The following is an 18,125-nucleotide window of genomic DNA, read 5'->3' as shown; positions in this document are numbered from 1 at the left end:
CTCTCCCATGAAAACAGACATTCTCGTTCTCGGCGCCGGTATCGTCGGCGTCAGTGCCGCGCTACACCTGCAGGATCGCGGCCGCTCCGTGTTGCTTGCCGATCGCGGCGAGCCGGGCGGCGGCACCAGCTACGGCAATGCCGGGCTGATCGAACGCTCCTCCGTCATTCCATATTCCTTTCCGCGCCAGCTCGGCGCATTGATGAAGTATGCGATGAACCGCTCGTCGGATGTCCGCTACAACCCGGCCTATCTGCCGCGCATCGCCCCGTGGCTTGCAAGGTACTGGTGGCACTCTTCGCCCGCCAATCTGGAGAAGGCGACCCGCGCCCTGCTGCCGCTGGTCGAGGCGAGCATTTCGGAACACGACAAGCTGATAGACCGCGCCGGCGCGTCTTATCTCATTCGGTCGCGCGGATGGGTTTCGTTCTACAAGGATGAGCGCCGCTTCGCCGCGGCGCGGACCGAAGCCCAAGCGCTGTCCGCCTACGGCCTTTCGGTGCGCCTTCTCTCCGGACCGGAATTCACCGCTCTCGAGCCCGCCTTCGCTGCCGGCAGCGCGAAGATCTCCGGCGGTATCCATTGGCTGGACCCGAAGACCGTCACCGATCCGCAGGCGCTGACGAAGGCCTATGCCGAGCTCTTCGTCCGCGACGGCGGCTCGGTGGTCACCGCCGATGCAAGCGGGCTGAGCCAGGAAAGCGACGGCTGGTCGCTCAAGACGCAGGAGGGAGAAACGATCCGGGCACGCGAGGTCGTTGTCGCGCTCGGTCCGCAGTCCGGCCTGATCTTCCGCAAGCTCGGCTATCCGCTGCCGCTGGCGATCAAGCGAGGCTATCATCGCCACTACGCGCAGAACGATGGCCAGCCGCTCTCCCATTCCGTCGTTGACGAAGAGGCCGGATACGTGCTCGCCCCGATGGCGCGCGGCGTGAGGCTGACGACGGGCATCGAATTCGCAGATCCGAAGGCGCCCGCCAACATGATCCAGATCCGACGCAACGAGGATCATGCACGCCGGTTGTTCCCGCTCGGCGAGCCGGTCGAGCAGACCCCGTGGCTCGGCCTGCGGCCCTGCCTGCCCGACATGCGGCCCGTGCTCGGTCGCGCGCCGCGTCATCGCGGCCTGTGGTTCAATTTCGGCCACGCCCACCACGGCCTGACGCTCGGCCCGGCCTGTGGCCGGCTGTTGGCCGAACAGATGTGCGGGAGCACGCCCTTTGCCGATCCGGAGCCGTTCTACCCGCAGCGCTTCCTGTAGGGCCTCTTGCATTTCATCGGCGGCGTACGCCCGATTTCGACCCATCGCAGCGCCGGGGGTGTCACGTCCCCCCCGGCCGCGAAACGGCCCGCAGCGCGGTCCTGACGATCGCATCGCCGAACTCCGGCGAGACCGGGCGATGGCCGACCAGCAGCCGAAAGAAGACTGGTCCGTAGATCATGTCGAGCAACGCCTCCATATCCAGCGGCGGGACGATTTCGCCCCGGGCCTGCGCCTGTTCGAGGATGGTGCGGCCCGCGTTGCGGCTCGACAGGATCACCTGATTGCGGAAGGCCTTGGTGAATTCGCTTTCGGGGTCGGCGGCGGCGAGTGCCATGGTGATCTGCCGTCCGCGGGTGCTGGCAAAGGCAGTTACCAGCCCTCGCATCTGCGCGCCGAGAGCCGCCTGCGCATTGGTCCCTCCGACCTCCGCTTCCGGCCACGGATTGACCAGAAGAGCGGCCATCGCCAGTTCCTGCGCGTTCGCCCAGGAACGGTAGATCGTCGGCTTGCCGACGCCTGAGCGCGCCGCCACGGCTTCGATCGTCATGCGGCCAAAACCTTCGGCCATCAGGATGTCATGGGCTGCCTCCAGAGCACGCCTCTGCGCGGCGGCGCTTGGCGGCCGCCCTCGTTTCTTCGATGTTGCGCTACTCTCTTGACTCATATCTTTACGATACGTAACGTTAATGACAAATCCAGTCAAGGAGGAGGAGCGTCGTGCCGAGTTTCACCCGAAAAGTGAGCAGCTACTTCATCGTCAAGGATGCCGCACGAGCAATCGATTTCTACAAGAAGGCTTTCGGCGCAACGGAGGTCTTCCGCATGACCGATCCCTCGGACGGGCGCATCGGCCACGCCGAACTGCGTTTCGGAGAGACGCTGATGATGCTGGCCGACGAATATCCGGACTTCGGCGCCTTGTCGCCCGATACCGTCGGTGGCTCGCCGGTAACCTTCCACATGGACACGGCCTCGACCGACGAGGCACTGGCGCAGGCGCTGTCGGCCGGGGCGACGATGTTGCGGCCGCCGACCGACCAGAGTTTTGGCGAGCGGGTGGCGCAGGTACTCGATCCCTTCGGTCATCGCTGGATGCTGTCTCAGACCATCGAACAGGTCACCCCCGAGGAGATGCAGCGGCGCTGGAACGCGGACATGTCGGCATGAGCGCCGCGGCACTGGAAGCGCTCGATGAGGCTGAACGCGCCTTCAACGCTGCGATGATCTCGAACGACCCCGCGCGGATCGCCGACTGCATCGCAGAGGATTGGGTGCTGGTGACGCCAGAGCGCGGCCCGATCCCGGCGCAGGCCATTCTTGCGGCGATCGGGTCCGGTGTGCTGAGCCACAAAACGATGACCAAGACGACGCATCACGTCCATCTCCTCGGCGATGTTGCGACGGTGACCGGTCGCGGCCAGAACACCGGATTGTTCCGCGGCGAACCGATATCGGCCGACGAATGGATCACCGACGTCTATCGCCGGGAGGGCAACAGGTGGCGATGCGTGCTGACCCACCTCACCCCTGCCGAAAGCGGTACCTAGCGCCTTTGCGGCGATCGATGGACACCGGCGCCGGCGGAGCATCGAGGACGACCACGCTGTTGGCGCCGAGGGGGCAGAGGGATCTGTTGGCTCGCTCCCCGCTCCGGGCTTCAAATCCCCCGCATTTGCACTAGATTACCCGCGTGAACCAGATCGATTCCGCCACCCGCGCAGAAGCCCCCCTTCCTCTTCCTCCGCCTTTCCTGCGCTGGTTTGCGGACAAGGGCTGGACCCCGCGTGCGCATCAGCTGGAGTTGCTCGCGCGCGTCGAGGCTGGCGAAAGCACCCTCCTGATCGCGCCCACCGGCGCCGGCAAGACGCTCGCCGGGTTCCTGCCCTCGCTGACCGATCTCACCCGCCGCGGCAAGATTTCACCGGGCTCTGCGTTTGCCGGTATCCACACGCTTTACGTCTCGCCGCTAAAGGCCCTCGCCGTCGACATCGAACGCAACCTGATGAAGCCCGTCGAGGAGATGGGACTGCCGGTGACCCTCGAGAACCGGACCGGCGATACGCCGAATGCGAAGCGCCAGCGGCAGAAGCTGTACCCGCCAGACATCCTGCTGACGACACCCGAACAGGTGGCGCTGCTGCTCGCCAACCGCGAGGCGGAGCGCTTCTTCAAGGACCTGAAATACGTCGTCCTCGACGAGCTGCACTCCCTGGTCACTTCAAAGCGCGGCCATATGCTGTCGCTCGGGTTGGCGCGCCTGCGCCGTCTTGCTCCCGGGCTTCAGACGATCGGACTTTCCGCCACCGTCGCCGAGCCGATGGACCTGCAGAAATGGCTGGTGGCACAGAAAGAGGCGGGCGAACATCATGCCGGCCTCATCATCGTCGACGGCGGCGCCAAGCCCGACATCTCGATCCTGTCGACGGAGAAGCATATCCCATGGTCCGGGCATTCGGCCAAATACGCGATCCCCGACGTCTATCGGCAGCTGACCGAGCACCAGACGACACTGCTCTTCGTCAACACGCGAAGCCAGGCGGAAATGCTGTTCCAGGAACTCTGGACCGTGAACGAGGACAACCTGCCGATCGCACTCCATCACGGGTCGCTTGATGTCGCCCAGCGCCGCAAAGTCGAGGCGGCCATGGCCGCCAATCGGCTGCGCGCCGTCGTCGCCACCTCTACGCTCGATCTCGGCATCGACTGGGGCGACGTCGATCTCGTGGTGCATGTCGGCGCGCCGAAAGGCGCCTCGCGTCTTGCGCAGCGCATCGGCCGTGCCAACCACCGCATGGACGAGCCGTCGAAGGCCATCCTCGTTCCCGCCAATCGCTTCGAGGTGATGGAATGCCAGGCCGCGCTCGATGCGAACTATATCGGGGCGCAAGATACGCCGCCCGTCGGCAGAGGTGCACTCGATGTGCTCGCGCAGCATGTCCTCGGCATGGCCTGCGCCGAGCCCTTCGACATGCTCGAGCTCTACGACGAGGTCGTCAGCGCCTCGCCCTACTCCGACCTAGACTGGGAGACCTTCGAGCGGATCGTCGATTTCGTCGCGACCGGCGGTTATGCGCTGCGCACTTACGAACGATACGCTCGTATCCGCAAGACGAAGGAAGGACGCTGGCGGGTCTCCAATCCGCAGGTCGCACAGCAATACCGCCTGAACCTCGGCACCATCGTCGAAAGCCCGATGCTGAACATTCGCATGGTCAAGCGCGGCGAGGCCGGCAGGATCGGCCGCGGCGGCGCAACGCTCGGCAAGGTCGAAGAGTATTTCCTTGAGCAGCTTTCCCCCGGCGATACCTTCATTTTCGCGGGCAAGGTGCTGCGCTTCGAAGGAATCCGCGAGAGTGAATGCCTCGTCAGCCAGGCCTATTCGCTGGATCCGAAAATCCCTTCCTATGCCGGCGGCAAGTTTCCACTCTCCACCTATCTCGCCGACCAGGTCCGCTCGATGCTGGCCGACCCCGAGCGTTGGCATCGGCTGCCCGACCAGGTGCGCGACTGGCTCGCCATTCAAAAAGAAAAGTCGATGCTGCCGAAGCGCGACGAGCTGCTGATCGAGACCTTTCCGCGCGGCAGCCGCTGCTACATGGTGGCCTACCCCTTCGAGGGGCGGCTGGCCCACCAGACGCTCGGCATGCTGCTCACGCGCCGGCTGGAGCGGGCGGGCGCTAAACCGCTCGGTTTCGTCGCCACCGACTATTCGCTCGGTATCTGGGGCTTCGAAGATATGGGCGTGATGATCCGCAACGGCCGCCTGAGCCTTGCCGACCTCTTCGACGAGGACATGCTCGGCGACGATCTCGAGGCGTGGCTCGACGAATCCTTCCTGTTGAAGCGGACCTTCCGCAATTGCGCCGTGATAGCAGGCTTGATCGAGCGTCGGCACCCGGGCAAGGAAAAGAGCGGCCGGCAAGTGACGGCATCGGCGGACCTGATCTACGACGTGCTCAGAACCCACGAGCCGGACCACATCCTGCTGCAGGCGACACGGCAGGATGCGGCAAGCGGTCTTTTGGATATCGGACGGCTTGGGGATATGCTGAGGCGAATCAAGGGACACATCACCCACCGCGCGCTGGAACACATTTCGCCGCTCGCCGTGCCCGTGATGCTGGAGATCGGCAAGGAGCCCGTTCACGGCGAGGCACATGACGCTGTTCTGGCCGAAGCCGCCGAGGACCTGATCGCCGAAGCGCTGAGTTAGAGATTGGGATAGACGACTTTGATGAACCGCCTGGCGCTTGTGCGTGAAATGAACGGAGTGGCTGCGATGCCGGGCGTCGAAACGTCCGTGCATGGGGTGGCGGCCGTGTGCGATCCGCTTGGGGCGCTCTTTCTCCCCGACGCCGGCGTTCTGGTCGTCTCCGACCTGCATCTTGAGAAGGGTGCCGCCTTCGCCCGTCGCGGCATGATGCTGCCGCCTTACGACACGCTTGCGACGCTGACCGTTCTTTCGGCGGTTATCACCCGCTACAATCCGACGCTGGTGGTCTCCCTGGGCGACAATTTTCATGACCGCGTCGGCTCCGCGCATCTGCCGGAAACCTTCCGGACGCTGATATCGGACATGGCACGTGGGCGCGAGTGGATCTGGATCAACGGCAACCACGATCCCGACGGAACCGTCGACCTGCCGGGCTCGTCCGCCGATGAACTGCACTATGCCGGGCTGGCCTTCCGCCACGAGCCGCGAAGCGGTCTGCAGGCGGGCGAAATCGCCGGGCACCTGCACCCTTCCGCCACAGTCCGCCGTCGCGAAAAATCGGTCCGCCGCCCGTGTTTTGCCACCGACGGCGCGCGCCTGCTGATGCCCGCGTTCGGCGTCATGAGCGGCGGGCTCGATCTTCGCCACAAGGCGATGAAGGGGCTTTTCGACCACGCTTCGCTGATCGCGCACCTGCTCGGCCGCGACCGGATCTATTCGGTCAGGTTCGGGAACCTGGTGGGCTAGTCGCTCGCGGCGCCCCTCAGAGCGCGATGTAGCGATCGGCCCTGTGGTTGATGGCCAGAAAGAGGTTCAGCACGATCGCACCGAGAACCGAGTAGAACACCACCGGCGGCGTGGTGACGAAGAAGGCGGCGGCAAGGACGCAGAGATCGATCGCCATCTGCACGATGCCGGCGCGAATGCCGAAGCGCTCCTGCATGTAGATGCCGAGAATGCCGACGCCGCCCAGGCTGGCGCGGTGGCGATAGAGAGCAAGCAGCCCAAAGCCCAGCAGGAGCCCGCCGAGAAGGGCCGCCCAGGCCGGGTGAATGGTGGCAATGTTCATGACTTTCGGCTGCACGCTGGTGAGCAGCGACGTCAGGCCGATGGCAATGAAGGTCTTCAGCGTGAAGGAGATGCCGAGGCGCTTCCACGACAGGTAGAAGAACGGCAGATTGAGCAGGAAGAAAGCAAGTCCGAAGTTCACGCCGAATGCATAATGCAGGAGAAAGGCGACGCCCGCGGTGCTGCCGGTTAGCAGCCCGGCACTTGCCAGTACATAGAGGCCGAGTGCGGCAACGAGGCTGCCGGAAAAGATGCCCTGCACATCCTCGACGGGTGTGTGGCGCGCTGCGCTCGTATTCCAGAAACCAAGAGCGCTGATGAGCTGTGTCATGTCGCCAATCTCCAACGGCAGGCGAGTTCAAGAACGCTCGGATACGACCGGGCGGGCGGAATGCAAATGATGGATGGTGCCAGCCGTTGTTTGCGCTCTCGCGAGCGCCGTTTGCATCTTCGGCAGACGCGCGGAATTATCATGTGCTTAGGCGGCAATTCAAGCGAAATAGGTAAGCAATACTGACCTAATATAACTTCGCAAGAATTGTTCGCTCAGGCCCCTTTGCGGGCAAGGAACAGGATGCCTGATATGACATTGGCGCCATCTTTGCGAATGGCTGTCCGGGTCATGTCCAGGACCTCGAAGCCATGGCGTTCGCAAAGCCCTTGGACATAGGGTTCGGAATGCGCGTAGCGCAGGGACGCGGCGAGGCGGAAGCCCCCTCCCTCGCCCGAATCCTCTACGGAAAAGACAAAATCGGCACCGGGAGCCGACAGCGCGACAACGCCCTCGAAAACGCTTTCGAGATTGCCGAGATACATCAGCACGTCGGCGGCGGTGACAAGATCGGCGCGGTGCTCGGCCCCATCCGCGAAGAGACCGGTCGCCATTGGCGCGAGCGACAAGTCGGCCTGTGCCAGGTGATCGTAGATGCGTTTCTCGGCTGCCTTCGCGAGCATGTTCTGCGACAGATCGAAGCCTTCGAGGCGATCCACCCGGTCGCGGATTTCCGGGCCGAGCAGGCCCGTGCCGCAGCCGAGATCGACGCACGACCGGTAGCGGCGACCAGTCGAGACAATCAGGCGCGCCAGCTTCCCGGGCACGCTGTAGTCGAGCTTTTTGACGAGCGAGGTTTCGAAGCGATCCGCATAGTCGTCGAACAGGCGCTCGACGTAGCTGCTTGGCGGCTGGTCCGGGATCGCGACATCCCCGAGAAGCGCGAGCTTGAGCCCGGCGCCGAAGATGTCGTCCCGCCCGAGGTCGAGCGTCCGCCGGTAGGCGTCGACGGCGCCCGTCTTGTTGCCGGCCGTTTCGCGATAGGTGGCGAGGCGATACCAGCCTGCGGCCCATTCCGGCGCAAGCTCCAGCGCCTGCTCCATCAGGTCGGCGGCCGCCTCCGCCTCGCCGCCGTCGTTCAGCATTTTTGCGTAGTCGGCGCGGCGGTCGGCGATAACATCGCCTGAAGTGAGCTGGGTGGGTTGCATGAGGGTGACCTGTTGGGACGGCCCGCATTTGGCGGCGGCCACAAAAAAACTCAAGTCCTATTTCAGATGCAGGGGCGCCAGCTCTGAAAAAGGCTTGCGAGCAACGATTCGCGCCCGTATTTCAGGGATAAACAGGAGATGGCGCATGTCCGAACAGGTGAACAAGTTTCTGGGCGATTCGCTCGGCCGTACATTGATCAAGCTTTTGGTCGTGTCGCTGATCGTCGGCTTCATCATGGCTATCTTCGGCTGGGCACCGCTGGACTTCGTCTATGGGGTGCGCAATTTCGTTCTGGAAGTCTGGCATCGCGGCTTCTCGGCACTCGGGCGCGTCGGCGACTATCTCCTGCTGGGCGCCACCGTCGTCATTCCGATATTCCTTCTCATCCGTCTCTTCAGCTATCGGCGGTAACATGACCTCAATCGATTTTTCCCGCCGCAGCATTCTACGGCTCTCCGGTCTTGCCCTGGTCGCCGGCGTCGCCAGCTGCACCACCGCACCCAAGCAGTCGTCCATCCCCTCCAACGGCGATGACGAGACCGCAGCGGCCCTGCCGCTCGTCAACCAGCTTCGCGCGAAGAACGGCCTGCCCCCGCTTTCCGTCGATCCGGCGGCAACGGCTGCAGCCCTCTTCCAGGCCAAGCGAATGGCATCCGCCGGCAAGATGAAGCATGTGATGGGGATTGCCGACGGCTTCGGCCCACGCGTCAAGGCGAGCGGCGTGCAGCTGCCGGCTGCCGAGAACATCGCTGCCGGCCAGCAGTCCGTTCCAGCAGTGGTGACGGCCTGGATCAATTCTCAGCACCATCTCGAAAACATGCTGGGACACTACACCGGCCTCGGCGTCGCCGTGGCGCATAATCCCGCTTCCAAAAACGTGCCGTATTGGGCCATGGTGCTTTCCAGCTGAGGCGATTCTGCCTCATTGTTCCGAGGCAGACATGGACGTACGCGGCAGCGAAAACAGACTTGCATTCGATGTGACGCATCGGCTGGTGCTTTCGATCGCCGTCCCGATGACACTTGGTTTCATAACGACGCCGCTGCTCGGTCTCGTCGGGACCGGTGTCGTCGGGCACATGGGACAGCCCGATGCACTGGCGGGGCTGGCGATCGGCGCCATGCTTTTCGACCTCATCCTCGGCAGCTTCAATTTCCTGCGGGCCTCGACGACGGGACTGACGGCACAGGCCTATGGGCGGCACGACCATCACGCCCAGCAAGGTGTCTTCTGGCGGGCATTGATATCGGCGCTCGGATGCGGCCTGGCACTTCTCTGTCTTTCGCCGGTGCTATTGGCGGCGGGTCTCAAGCTGATGGGGCCGCAGGCCGCCGTTGCCGAGGCGACCAGCACCTATTTTTCGATCCGCATACTCGCCGCACCGGCGGCGCTTGCCAACTACGCCATTCTCGGCTTCGTGCTCGGCCGGGGCCAGGGCACGATCGGCCTGCTGCTGCAAACGATCATCAACGGCACCAACATCGTGCTCGCCATCGTCCTCGGCCTCCGGCTTGACTGGGGCGTAGCCGGCGTGGCGTGGGGTACGATGGTCGGGGAGACTGCCGGTGCGCTGGTGGGGTTGTTCATCGTCCTGCGCGGCTTCGATCGAGCCTATCGGCCGCAACGTGCCGAGATCTTCTCCCGGCACCGGCTGGCCGAGCTTTTCGCGCTCAACCGCGATATCCTGATCCGCACCTTCGTGCTGTTGGCCGCCTTCACGCTGATGACACGGATCGGCACCAGCTTCGGTGCCGTCACCCTGGCAGCCAATGCCGTCCTGATGAATTTCTTCCTGCTGTCAGGCTACTATCTCGACGGACTTGCCAATGCCGCCGAGCAGATTACGGGACGGGCGATCGGCGCACACTACCGGCCGGCCTTCGACCGAGGCCTGAAATTGACGACGATCTGGTCGTTCGGGCTCGCCGCCATCATTTCGGTGTTCTTCCTGCTGGCCGGTCCATGGCTGATTTCCGTTCTGACCACCTCGCCCGAGGTGCAGCAGGCGGCCGAGACCTATCTTCCCTGGGCGGCCATCACCGGCCTCACCGGTGCGCTCGCCTTCCTGATGGACGGCGTCTTCATCGGTGCGACCTGGTCGACCGACATGCGCAACCGCATGTTGATGTCGTTCGCCGGCTATCTTGCGGCTCTTGCCGTGTGCGTGCCGCTGTTCGGCAATCACGGCCTTTGGCTGGCGATGAACGGGTTCCTGCTCTTCCGCGGCTTCTTCCTGGCGGTGCTGGTCAAGCCGCGCGCCGATCAGACGTTCCGCGCTGCCCAATAGTCCGTGCCGACATCGCGCAGGTCGCGGATCGAGGAGACCTTCTCGCGGTCGAGCAGTTTCGAAAGACCGCGGACGATTGCGCCCGGCAGGCCCGGCCCCTCATAGACCATACAGGAATAGAGCTGGACGAGGTCGGCGCCTGCCTTGATCTTCTCCAGTGCCGTCTCCGCCGAAGACACGCCGCCGACGCCGATGATCGGCAATGCCGGTCCGACGCGCTTGCGGATCTTCGCCAGCACCGCCGTCGACTTTTCGAAGAGCGGCTGGCCGGAGAGACCGCCGGCTTCCTTCGCCTGTCGCTGGTCCTTCAGACCCTCGCGCGAGAGCGTGGTGTTGGAGACGATCAAGCCATCCAGCGAATGCGAAAGCGCTTCGGCAGCGATGTCGTCCATCCCCTCCTCCGTAAGATCCGGAGCGATCTTCAGAAAAACTGGAATTTTCCTGCCCGACTTTCCGGCTTCCTCGTCGCGAGCGGCGAGAACGGCGGACAGAAGGGCCGACAGGCTTTCACGTGCCTGCAGGTCGCGCAAGCCGGGCGTATTCGGCGAGGAGATGTTGGCCGTGAAATAGCGCGCCACGGAATAGAAGCGGCGAATGCCCTTCACATAGTCGTCGATGCGGTCTTCGCTGTCCTTGTTGGCGCCGATGTTGACGCCAATGATGCCGTTGCCGCGAATTCCGGAGAGGCGCGCAAACGCCGCGTCGTGGCCCTCGTTGTTGAAACCCAGGCGGTTGATGACGCCTTCGTCCTCGACCAGGCGAAAGATGCGCGGACGGGGATTGCCCGATTGCGGCTTCGGCGTCACCGTGCCGATCTCGGTAAAGCCGAAGCCGATCTTCAACAACGCCTCCGGCACCTCGGCATTCTTGTCGTAGCCGGCCGCCATACCGAGCGGATTGACGAAGTCGAGCCCGGCAACGCTTTGGCGCAGGCGCGGATCGGATTGGACGCCGCAGGCGGGCACGAGGCCGGACTTCAGCGCCGCAATCGACATGCCGTGAGCGGTCTCTGGATCGAAGAGGAAAAGGCCCTTGCGGGCGGCATTCTTGAAGAGGTCGATCATGGCTGCAATTCCGGAAAGATATGATTGCCCGCGCCATCGAGCGACAGCGGCTTTTCCCAAAGTACGGCTGACAACGGCAGGTCCGCATAAAGGTGCGGAAAGAGATCACCGCCACGAGACGGTTCGAAGACGAGTTTGTCGCCAAGCTCTGCAGCATCGACCGCAACGAGAAGCAGTCCTGCCTGGCCCGCAAAGTGTAGGGAGGCCGTCTGCCTGACCTGGGTCGCCGTCGAGAAGTGAATGAAGCCGTCCTTCAGATCGATCGGAGCGCCTCGAAACAGGCCGGCCGGCTTGGCATCGTGCCAGAGCGTTTCCGTCACGATCTTGTAAAGCGTGGGTGTCAGCGTCATGATGGCCTCATGAATTCGGGTCTTTCCCGGGCTTTGCCGCAAAGAGAGGACGATGTCCACGCCCTGACGCGAAAAATGCGCTGGCCATCGCTATTTCCGGAGGAACCAATGAAAACGATCGCAATCGGCGCTCTTGCCATTCTCCTGCCGCTTGCGGCGCATGCCGCGGAACAGGATGCCTCTCGCTTCCAGCTCGAGCGCAGCGGCGATCATTTCGTCCGGCTCGACCGACAGACCGGCGCCATGTCGCTCTGCGAGGAGAAGGAGGGTTCCCTCGTCTGCCGGATGGCCGCGGATGAACGCGCCGCCTACGAAGACGAACTCGACCGGCTCGCGGACCGGGTGACGGCGCTTGAGAACAAGAGCATCGTCAACAAGGCGCTGCCGTCCGATGCCGAAATCGATCGCTCGATCGGAATCATGGAGCGCTGGATGCGGAGCTTCATGGGGATAGTCAAGGAATTCCAGGGTGAGGACCAGCGCAACGCCCTTCCTCAAAAGACATGAATTGATATATAGTCTTCCCGGGATGGAGCATGTATTGCAGACGAGCGCGGTGCGTGAAGAAGTGATCGAGCTCTTGGGAGGGAGTTGTCGATGCATGAACAGACAATCATCATTGCCGACGACCATCCACTTTTTCGCGATGCGCTGTGCCAGGCCGTGAGCGGCATGGACGGCCATCAGGAAATCGTCGAGGCGGGCGATTTCGCCGCCGCGCGAAAGGCCGCAGGCGACCACCCCGAGGCAGACCTGATGCTGCTGGATCTTGCCATGCCCGGGGTCAGCGGCTTTTCCGGACTGATGGCCTTGCGATCCGAGTTCGTCGGCCTGCCGATCGTCATCGTTTCGGCCAGCGATGACACGACGACGATCCGCCGTGCGCTGGAGCTTGGCGCCTCCGGCTTCATCTCGAAATCATCCGGCATAGACGACATCCGCCGCGGCATCCAGATCGTGCTTGCAGGCGATATCGCCACGCCCGAGAGCTATCGCGACGGCCAGGAGCAGGATCCCGACATCGCCAGGCTGATCCGCCGGCTGCATACCTTGACCCCGCAGCAGAGCCGCGTCCTGACGATGCTCGCAGAGGGGTTGCTCAACAAGCAGATCGCCTACGAACTCGGCGTATCGGAAGCGACCATCAAGGCACATGTTTCGGCCATCCTGTTGAAGCTCGATGTCGACAGCCGGACGCAGGCTGTGATCCAGCTCGGCAAGATCAACATGGCGCTGGTTGCCTGAAACCGCCGGAGAGGATTTTATTCCTCTCCTCTCTTTACTCCGGCGTCGCTTGCCGTTAATATTTTAGCCGATCGGAAGAACCCGCGCACACGGGCGGACGGAATCGGGCAACATGCTTTCACACGCGCAGATCTGGGGAGCGATCGACAGGCTTGCCGAGCGGCATGAGCTGACGCCATCCGGTCTTGCCCGACGTGCAGGGCTCGACCCGACTTCCTTCAACAAGTCCAAGCGGCTGTCGGCCGATGGACGGCTGCGCTGGCCTTCGACGGAATCAATCGCCAAGGTGCTGGACGCAACGACCTCCAGCATGGAAGAGTTCATGGCCTTCATGCGGCCGGCAAGCAGCTTTTCCGCCCTGCCGGAAGGCGCCTTTCCGCCGCAAGGCAGTTCCATACCGCTTCTGGGCTTTGCGCAGGCCGGCGCCGGCGGCTTCTTCGATGACGGCGGGTTTCCGGCCGGGCAAGGTTGGGACGTCGTGGAATTTCCGGCAGCTCCCTCCCAGAAGGCCGGCGTCTATGCGCTCGAGGTACAGGGCGAAAGCATGATGCCGCTCTATCGCGATGGCGATGTCCTCATCGTGGAGCCCGGCGCGCAGGTCCGCCGGAACGACCGGGTGGTCGTCAAGACTCGCGAAGGCGAGGTCATGGCCAAGGTGCTCTTGCGCCAGAGCCCGCGCACCATCGAGCTGATGTCGCTTAACCCGGAACACCCGAACCGAACGATCGAGCTTTCCGACGTAGAGTGGATCGCCCGTATCATCTGGGCCAGCCAATAGGAAAATCTTCCATGCGTCCTGCGGCACTTGTCACGGCTCTTGCAGGAATCGCGATCGTTTTCGGTCTCATTGCGGCCGGCGGGCAACGACTCGGCGGCGCGATGAACGCAACGCAGCCTGCGGCGATGCCGGAGGCTGGAACCGCCGAGACAGCCAGGACCCCACCGCCAACGGCAGATCCTGAGGCCAGCATGAATGCCCGGCCGGTCGATGACGCCAGCCAGTTCTATCCGGCAACCGTGGAGGGCAAGCCGCTGGAGCGCGTCGCGGCGCCGGAACCTGAAAAACCGAAAGCAGAAGACGAGAAGGGTACCGACCTTCCTCGTCCCGTCGCCGAGAGCGCCGGCCTGCTGGCCTTCGGTGACAGACGCCTCAAGCTTGCCGGCGTCACGCCGACGCCGGCGAACAAGACCTGCACTGGTTCGGATGCGACGGAATGGCCCTGCGGTATGCTTGCCAAGACCAACTTCCGGCTTTTCCTGCGGCTGCGGACCGTCAACTGCGATCTCGACGATGCGGATTGGAAAGGCACCATTTCCGCTTCCTGCAAGATCGGCACACAGGATGTGTCGCGATGGCTGGTCGAAAACGGTTGGGCAGAGGCAGCGGCCGGGTCGGACCTTGCGGATGCCGGCGCAAAGGCGAAGCAGGAGAAGAAAGGGCTCTACGGCGACGACCCCCGCAAGGATGCGCCGAGCACGATTGAGGACAATCCGGGGCAGGATGGCGCTCTCGATCCCTTGTAATGATCTCGGCCAATTCTTAAACTCTGTGCTCATCTGAGAGGAACCGACGAGATATGAACAAGCCGCTTTCCGCCCACGACGCACTGATCTACGTGATGGTCATGGCATCCGCCGTCGACAGCACCATGAATGACCGCGAGCTGGAGCGCATCGGCCAATTGATCAGCTTTCTGCCGGTCTTCCGCGACTTCGACGAGGACAAGCTGATCTCGGTTGCGCGCGATTGCGCCGCGCTGCTTTCCGGTCCAGAGGGACTGGATGTCGTTCTGGAGACCGTCAAGGATACCTTGCCCCCGCGTCTCTACGACACCGCCTACGCGCTTGCGGTGGAGGTTGCTTCCGCCGATCTTTCGGTGAAGGCCGAGGAACTGCGCCTGCTCAGCCTGCTGCGTGACAGGCTCGGCCTGGACAAGCTGACCTGCGCTGCGATCGAGCGCAGCGCGATCGCCCGTTTCCGCAAGGGCTAGGCTACGCGCGCGCCGTCCGTTCGAACACCCGGCTTCTAGTAGAGGCCATACGGGAAATAGCGCAGGTAGATTTCCTGCAGGCGGCCGCTGCGCGACAGCGCGGCAAGTGCGTGATCGAAGGCGGACCTGAGAACGTCGTCCTTCTGGCGCAGCATGATCGTCATGCCTTCTCCGAGGAAGTGCTCGGAGATATAGGAGCCATCGAGAAGCGCACAGCATTTCGCCGAAGCCTGCGACGACACCCAGAACGAAAGCTGCAGGGCGTCTGCAAAGGCCGCATCGACCTTGCCTTCCTTCAGCGCCGCGAGCAGTGCCTCCTTGCTGTCGAACGGCACAGCCTTGATCTTTGGAAAATAGGCGGCAAGCATTGCCTCGTGCGCCGTCGCCTTGACGACGCCCACCGGACGGTCGGCAAGGCTCGTGGCATTGTCCCCCTTGAGCGGCGTCTTGAGATTTCGGGCGAAGCGCGCGGGAAGCATCAAATAGGGACGCGAGAAGGCAAACTGCCTGCGCAATTCCTCACCGACGGCGACGCCGGCGATCACCGCGTCCCCCTGCGATGCAGCAAGTGCATCCTTGAGATCAGCGAAAGGCAGCGCCTGGATCTGGCACTTGTCGGCTATCTCCAGCTCGGCGCAGATTTCGCGGGCAATATCCACATTGAAGCCCGAAAGCTTTCCGTTCTGGTCCATGAAATTGAACGGGGGGAAATCGACGGACGTCAGGAAGCGAAGGCGCACCAACGTCGATAGATCCGGCTTGGCCAGCCGCTCTCTGGCGTCGAACAGCAACGGCAAGGACGGCGCCGACTGCTGCGCCAGCAGAGGGAGCGGGCATAGAAATAAAGCCAGAGACAACCAAAAGTCGCGAAACCCCTTTGGATTAAAGGATGCTAGTTTAAATTGCATCAGTATGATCTGCCTCGGGGTTAGCATGCGCTGCCATTTCAACGACGGTGTATCAGAGTCATGCGTATCGGGGAATATGCGCAGCGCGAGGTCGAAGACCGCGACCGGGCGCCACGCGATCATTCTGCCGAACACCCTCTATCGTCCGGTGCGGGCGGCGAGGCGCTCAGGAGCAATGGTTCTGACCAGGCGGAAGTCATGGTGCTGCTTACTCTGGGCATCGGCAAGCCGACCATCGTCCGCGCCGCCATGGCCGCCCGCCGCAACGGCACGACCCTTGAACGCGAACTCATTGCCAACGGCTGGATCGATGCAGAGAGTTACTACGGCGGTTTGGCGCGCGTCCTTCGGCTCCCCTTTCTCCCGGCTATCGACGCGGCGCTCATAAATGATGACAGGAAGCTCGACACCCAGCTCATCGACCCCCGCTCCGCAAGGCTAAACGATCCCGCCAGAGCAATCATTGCGATCGTGCCCGAAGCCCGACGGCTGGCCGCGCTCGCCCGGATGCTCGCGGACCGGCCGGGCCTGATCGACAGAGCGGCAGTGACGACACCTTCCGCATTGCGCGCTGCCGTCTGGGAAGCGGGTGCCGAGCGCCGCGTGCGGGAGAGCATCAGCACGCTCTTCGAAAGCACCGGGCGCTTCAGCGCACGGATTGTCCTTTCCGGCACGCAGGGGGTCGTCGCCGGTGCGGGGCTTTGCGCATTCGGCTTCGCCATGGCATCCGGCGCGATCCCGATTGTCATACTGCATGCAGCCCTCTCGTTGGTCTACATGGCCGCACTTCTCCTTCGCGCCTGCGCCCTCGGACATCGACGGGGCGAGGCCGCCAACCCCCATCCATGCGACGTCTTGCCGATCTATTCGGTTCTCGTCGCGCTCTACAAGGAGGCCGAGGTCGCAAGCCAGCTCGTGACGGCGCTGAAGCAACTGAACTGGCCGGCGTCCCAACTCGACATCAAGCTGGTCTGCGAGGCGGACGACCACACCACCATCGCCGCCCTCCAGGCCACGGACCTCGCTCCCCAATTCGAAATCGTCAAGGTGCCGGTCGCGCATCCACGGACGAAGCCCAAAGCGCTGAACTACGCGCTGGCCGCAGTGCGCGGCGAATTCGTCGTCATCTACGATGCGGAAGATCGACCTCATCCGAATCAACTGCAGGCCGCCCACGCGCAATTCGTCTCAAGCGCGGACGACGTGGTCTGCCTACAGGCACCGCTGGCAATCTCCAACGGCGGGGATTCGTGGATTAGCGCTGCCTTCGCCCTGGAATACGCCGCGCTGTTTCGCATGCTGCTGCCGATGCTGGCGAAATACCGTCTTCCGCTGCCGCTTGGGGGAACATCCAACCATCTGCGTGTCGCCGAGCTAAAAGCCTGCGGCGGCTGGGATCCCTACAATGTGACCGAGGACGCGGATCTCGGAATGCGGCTTTACCGGCTTGGATACAGGTGCGGCGTCATCGACTGCCCGACCCACGAGGATGCCCCGACCACCTTCAACATCTGGCTCAATCAGCGAACCCGCTGGTTCAAGGGCTGGCTGCAGACCTGGCTGGTGATGATGCGTTCGCCGAGGACGCTCATGATGGAAATGGGCGTGGGCGCCTTTCTCGTCTTTCAGCTCCTCATCGGCGGCATGCTTATTGCGTCGCTTGCCCATCCCTGGCTGATCGTGCTGCTTCTGTCGACGGCTACCTACATCATGCTGGGGTTCCCGCCGCTGGGCACCCGCGAGGCGGTGCTTTTCCTGATCGACACGGCCAATGTGCTGGCGAGCTACGGCCTCTTTCTGCTGCTTGGCAAAAAGGCGATGCTCCGCGACGAGAGGCGACGTGTCGGCTGGCGCTGGATCGCCGTTCCGCTCTACTGGCTGATGTTTTCGATCGCAGCGTGGCGTGCCGTCTTCCAGCTGCCCTTCAAGCCGTTTTTCTGGGACAAGACCCCTCACCTTCCCGTGAATTCCACCGGGAAGTTGCACCCGCCCAGGGGCACGCACCCCCTGGATGAAACGCCGAAATTATTCCGGGATAAGTGGCAGGTATTCATGCCGTACCGGCCCGGCATTAGGTCCGCATTAAGCAATATCGATTCTATTCGGCGTCGACGACGTCGGTCTCCTTCGCCGAATGCATGATGCGCACGTCGAGCCTGTCCAGGCATCTTCACCATGCCCTAACCGCGTCATGCCCGTCTCTCAAAAAAAGCAATGCAGCCGGCAGGCAACATGCCGGGCCGCAGATGGAACA

The 18,125-nt window shown here is 63.2% G+C and carries 20 protein-coding genes; 14 read left to right on the top strand and 6 right to left on the bottom strand.

Translation table 11 applies throughout. The features are described from left to right. Window positions 1-7 precede the first annotated feature (7 nt). Entirely contained in the window at window positions 8-1,261 is a 1,254-nt protein-coding gene (locus ASC97_RS00215; RefSeq protein WP_057466359.1) for an NAD(P)/FAD-dependent oxidoreductase, read from the top strand. Between the two features lie 61 nt (window positions 1,262-1,322). On the opposite strand, the gene ASC97_RS00210 is transcribed toward ASC97_RS00215, so the two are convergent. Next, window positions 1,323-1,928 carry a TetR/AcrR family transcriptional regulator gene (locus ASC97_RS00210; protein ID WP_057466358.1) on the bottom strand — a complete coding sequence of 202 codons (606 nt, stop codon included), beginning with the start codon at window positions 1,926-1,928 and terminating at the stop codon, window positions 1,323-1,325. Window positions 1,929-1,981: 53 nt separating this feature from the next. Here ASC97_RS00210 and ASC97_RS00205 point away from each other — a divergent pair, with 53 nt between their 5' ends. From ASC97_RS00205 to pdeM, 4 genes are all read left to right on the top strand, one after another. Beyond that, entirely contained in the window at window positions 1,982-2,431 is a 450-nt protein-coding gene (locus tag ASC97_RS00205; protein WP_057466357.1) for a VOC family protein, read from the top strand. Continuing rightward, window positions 2,428-2,811, top strand: a complete 384-nt coding sequence (locus tag ASC97_RS00200) for a nuclear transport factor 2 family protein (protein ID WP_057466356.1) — start codon at window positions 2,428-2,430, stop codon at window positions 2,809-2,811. Before ASC97_RS00205 ends, ASC97_RS00200 begins: the two co-directional genes overlap by 4 nt. Before the next feature lie 143 nt (window positions 2,812-2,954). Continuing rightward, window positions 2,955-5,477: a ligase-associated DNA damage response DEXH box helicase gene (locus ASC97_RS00195; RefSeq protein WP_057466355.1), complete on the top strand. Its 2,523-nt coding sequence runs from the start codon at window positions 2,955-2,957 to the stop codon at window positions 5,475-5,477. Between the two features lie 21 nt (window positions 5,478-5,498). After that, entirely contained in the window at window positions 5,499-6,224 is a 726-nt protein-coding gene (pdeM, locus tag ASC97_RS00190) for a ligase-associated DNA damage response endonuclease PdeM (RefSeq protein WP_057466354.1), read from the top strand. Between the two features lie 16 nt (window positions 6,225-6,240). Here pdeM and ASC97_RS00185 read toward each other — a convergent pair whose 3' ends face one another. Both ASC97_RS00185 and ASC97_RS00180 read right to left on the bottom strand, forming a co-directional pair. Next, window positions 6,241-6,876 (bottom strand): YitT family protein, encoded by a 636-nt coding sequence (locus tag ASC97_RS00185; RefSeq protein ID WP_057466353.1) that lies wholly within the window; start codon window positions 6,874-6,876, stop codon window positions 6,241-6,243. A 215-nt stretch (window positions 6,877-7,091) separates the two neighbouring features. Then, window positions 7,092-8,024 (bottom strand): methyltransferase domain-containing protein, encoded by a 933-nt coding sequence (locus ASC97_RS00180; RefSeq protein ID WP_057466946.1) that lies wholly within the window; start codon window positions 8,022-8,024, stop codon window positions 7,092-7,094. 145 nt (window positions 8,025-8,169) lie between these two features. Here ASC97_RS00180 and ASC97_RS00175 point away from each other — a divergent pair, with 145 nt between their 5' ends. Genes ASC97_RS00175 through ASC97_RS00165 form a run of 3 tightly spaced genes read left to right on the top strand, consistent with a single transcriptional unit; the run spans window position 8,170 to window position 10,313 of the window. Further along, window positions 8,170-8,436: a DUF6460 domain-containing protein gene (locus ASC97_RS00175; RefSeq protein WP_037060735.1), complete on the top strand. Its 267-nt coding sequence runs from the start codon at window positions 8,170-8,172 to the stop codon at window positions 8,434-8,436. A gap of 1 nt (window position 8,437) precedes the next feature. Beyond that, window positions 8,438-8,935 carry a CAP domain-containing protein gene (locus ASC97_RS00170; RefSeq protein ID WP_057466352.1) on the top strand — a complete coding sequence of 166 codons (498 nt, stop codon included), beginning with the start codon at window positions 8,438-8,440 and terminating at the stop codon, window positions 8,933-8,935. A gap of 31 nt (window positions 8,936-8,966) precedes the next feature. Further along, the gene (locus ASC97_RS00165; RefSeq protein WP_057466351.1) at window positions 8,967-10,313 is read left to right on the top strand and encodes an MATE family efflux transporter; all 1,347 of its coding nucleotides are present in this window, start codon (window positions 8,967-8,969) and stop codon (window positions 10,311-10,313) included. Here ASC97_RS00165 and ASC97_RS00160 read toward each other — a convergent pair. Together ASC97_RS00160 and ASC97_RS00155 are read right to left on the bottom strand one after the other, a co-directional pair. Further along, window positions 10,289-11,377 carry a quinone-dependent dihydroorotate dehydrogenase gene (locus ASC97_RS00160; RefSeq protein ID WP_057466350.1) on the bottom strand — a complete coding sequence of 363 codons (1,089 nt, stop codon included), beginning with the start codon at window positions 11,375-11,377 and terminating at the stop codon, window positions 10,289-10,291. The genes ASC97_RS00165 and ASC97_RS00160 overlap by 25 nt on opposite strands. Further along, window positions 11,374-11,727 carry a DUF952 domain-containing protein gene (locus tag ASC97_RS00155; protein ID WP_057466945.1) on the bottom strand — a complete coding sequence of 118 codons (354 nt, stop codon included), beginning with the start codon at window positions 11,725-11,727 and terminating at the stop codon, window positions 11,374-11,376. Before ASC97_RS00155 ends, ASC97_RS00160 begins: the two co-directional genes overlap by 4 nt. 108 nt (window positions 11,728-11,835) lie before the next feature. Here ASC97_RS00155 and ASC97_RS00150 point away from each other — a divergent pair, with 108 nt between their 5' ends. From ASC97_RS00150 to ASC97_RS00130, 5 genes are all read left to right on the top strand, one after another. After that, complete coding sequence (locus tag ASC97_RS00150; protein ID WP_057466349.1) at window positions 11,836-12,234, top strand: hypothetical protein; 399 nt, start codon at window positions 11,836-11,838, stop codon at window positions 12,232-12,234. 90 nt (window positions 12,235-12,324) lie between these two features. Continuing rightward, complete coding sequence (locus tag ASC97_RS00145; RefSeq protein WP_057466348.1) at window positions 12,325-12,972, top strand: response regulator; 648 nt, start codon at window positions 12,325-12,327, stop codon at window positions 12,970-12,972. A gap of 112 nt (window positions 12,973-13,084) precedes the next feature. Then, the gene (locus ASC97_RS00140; RefSeq protein WP_057466347.1) at window positions 13,085-13,750 is read left to right on the top strand and encodes a S24 family peptidase; all 666 of its coding nucleotides are present in this window, start codon (window positions 13,085-13,087) and stop codon (window positions 13,748-13,750) included. Between the two features lie 11 nt (window positions 13,751-13,761). Next, window positions 13,762-14,496 (top strand): thermonuclease family protein, encoded by a 735-nt coding sequence (locus tag ASC97_RS00135; protein ID WP_057466346.1) that lies wholly within the window; start codon window positions 13,762-13,764, stop codon window positions 14,494-14,496. A gap of 53 nt (window positions 14,497-14,549) precedes the next feature. Continuing rightward, a complete protein-coding gene (locus ASC97_RS00130; protein ID WP_057466345.1) occupies window positions 14,550-14,963 on the top strand; it encodes a tellurite resistance TerB family protein in 414 nt (137 codons plus the stop codon). 35 nt (window positions 14,964-14,998) lie between these two features. On the opposite strand, the gene ASC97_RS00125 is transcribed toward ASC97_RS00130, so the two are convergent. Further along, window positions 14,999-15,874: a transporter substrate-binding domain-containing protein gene (locus tag ASC97_RS00125; RefSeq protein ID WP_082529865.1), complete on the bottom strand. Its 876-nt coding sequence runs from the start codon at window positions 15,872-15,874 to the stop codon at window positions 14,999-15,001. Window positions 15,875-15,931: 57 nt separating this feature from the next. Here ASC97_RS00125 and ASC97_RS00120 point away from each other — a divergent pair, with 57 nt between their 5' ends. Beyond that, window positions 15,932-18,013, top strand: coding sequence for a glycosyltransferase (locus ASC97_RS00120; RefSeq protein WP_244481379.1), 2,082 nt, complete (start codon window positions 15,932-15,934; stop codon window positions 18,011-18,013). The last annotated feature ends 112 nt before the right edge of the window (window positions 18,014-18,125 follow it).

The sequence above is a fragment of the Rhizobium sp. Root1203 genome, from assembly GCF_001424945.1.
In the GTDB taxonomy this organism is placed as follows: domain Bacteria; phylum Pseudomonadota; class Alphaproteobacteria; order Rhizobiales; family Rhizobiaceae; genus Rhizobium.
This window is presented reverse-complemented; position numbering and strand designations above follow the sequence as displayed.

What these genes read in the sequence shown, in the direction of transcription:
- ASC97_RS00215 (WP_057466359.1), top strand. Translation starts at nt 8, where the DNA reads ATGAAAACAGACATTCTCGTTCTCGGCGCCGGTATCGTCGGCGTCAGT.
- ASC97_RS00210 (WP_057466358.1), bottom strand. Translation starts at nt 1,928, where the DNA reads ATGAGTCAAGAGAGTAGCGCAACATCGAAGAAACGAGGGCGGCCGCCA.
- ASC97_RS00200 (WP_057466356.1), top strand. Translation starts at nt 2,428, where the DNA reads ATGAGCGCCGCGGCACTGGAAGCGCTCGATGAGGCTGAACGCGCCTTC.
- pdeM (WP_057466354.1), top strand. Translation starts at nt 5,499, where the DNA reads ATGAACCGCCTGGCGCTTGTGCGTGAAATGAACGGAGTGGCTGCGATG.
- ASC97_RS00185 (WP_057466353.1), bottom strand. Translation starts at nt 6,876, where the DNA reads ATGACACAGCTCATCAGCGCTCTTGGTTTCTGGAATACGAGCGCAGCG.
- ASC97_RS00180 (WP_057466946.1), bottom strand. Translation starts at nt 8,024, where the DNA reads ATGCAACCCACCCAGCTCACTTCAGGCGATGTTATCGCCGACCGCCGC.
- ASC97_RS00175 (WP_037060735.1), top strand. Translation starts at nt 8,170, where the DNA reads ATGTCCGAACAGGTGAACAAGTTTCTGGGCGATTCGCTCGGCCGTACA.
- ASC97_RS00170 (WP_057466352.1), top strand. Translation starts at nt 8,438, where the DNA reads ATGACCTCAATCGATTTTTCCCGCCGCAGCATTCTACGGCTCTCCGGT.
- ASC97_RS00165 (WP_057466351.1), top strand. Translation starts at nt 8,967, where the DNA reads ATGGACGTACGCGGCAGCGAAAACAGACTTGCATTCGATGTGACGCAT.
- ASC97_RS00160 (WP_057466350.1), bottom strand. Translation starts at nt 11,377, where the DNA reads ATGATCGACCTCTTCAAGAATGCCGCCCGCAAGGGCCTTTTCCTCTTC.
- ASC97_RS00155 (WP_057466945.1), bottom strand. Translation starts at nt 11,727, where the DNA reads ATGACGCTGACACCCACGCTTTACAAGATCGTGACGGAAACGCTCTGG.
- ASC97_RS00150 (WP_057466349.1), top strand. Translation starts at nt 11,836, where the DNA reads ATGAAAACGATCGCAATCGGCGCTCTTGCCATTCTCCTGCCGCTTGCG.
- ASC97_RS00145 (WP_057466348.1), top strand. Translation starts at nt 12,325, where the DNA reads ATGCATGAACAGACAATCATCATTGCCGACGACCATCCACTTTTTCGC.
- ASC97_RS00140 (WP_057466347.1), top strand. Translation starts at nt 13,085, where the DNA reads ATGCTTTCACACGCGCAGATCTGGGGAGCGATCGACAGGCTTGCCGAG.
- ASC97_RS00135 (WP_057466346.1), top strand. Translation starts at nt 13,762, where the DNA reads ATGCGTCCTGCGGCACTTGTCACGGCTCTTGCAGGAATCGCGATCGTT.
- ASC97_RS00130 (WP_057466345.1), top strand. Translation starts at nt 14,550, where the DNA reads ATGAACAAGCCGCTTTCCGCCCACGACGCACTGATCTACGTGATGGTC.
- ASC97_RS00120 (WP_244481379.1), top strand. Translation starts at nt 15,932, where the DNA reads ATGCGTATCGGGGAATATGCGCAGCGCGAGGTCGAAGACCGCGACCGG.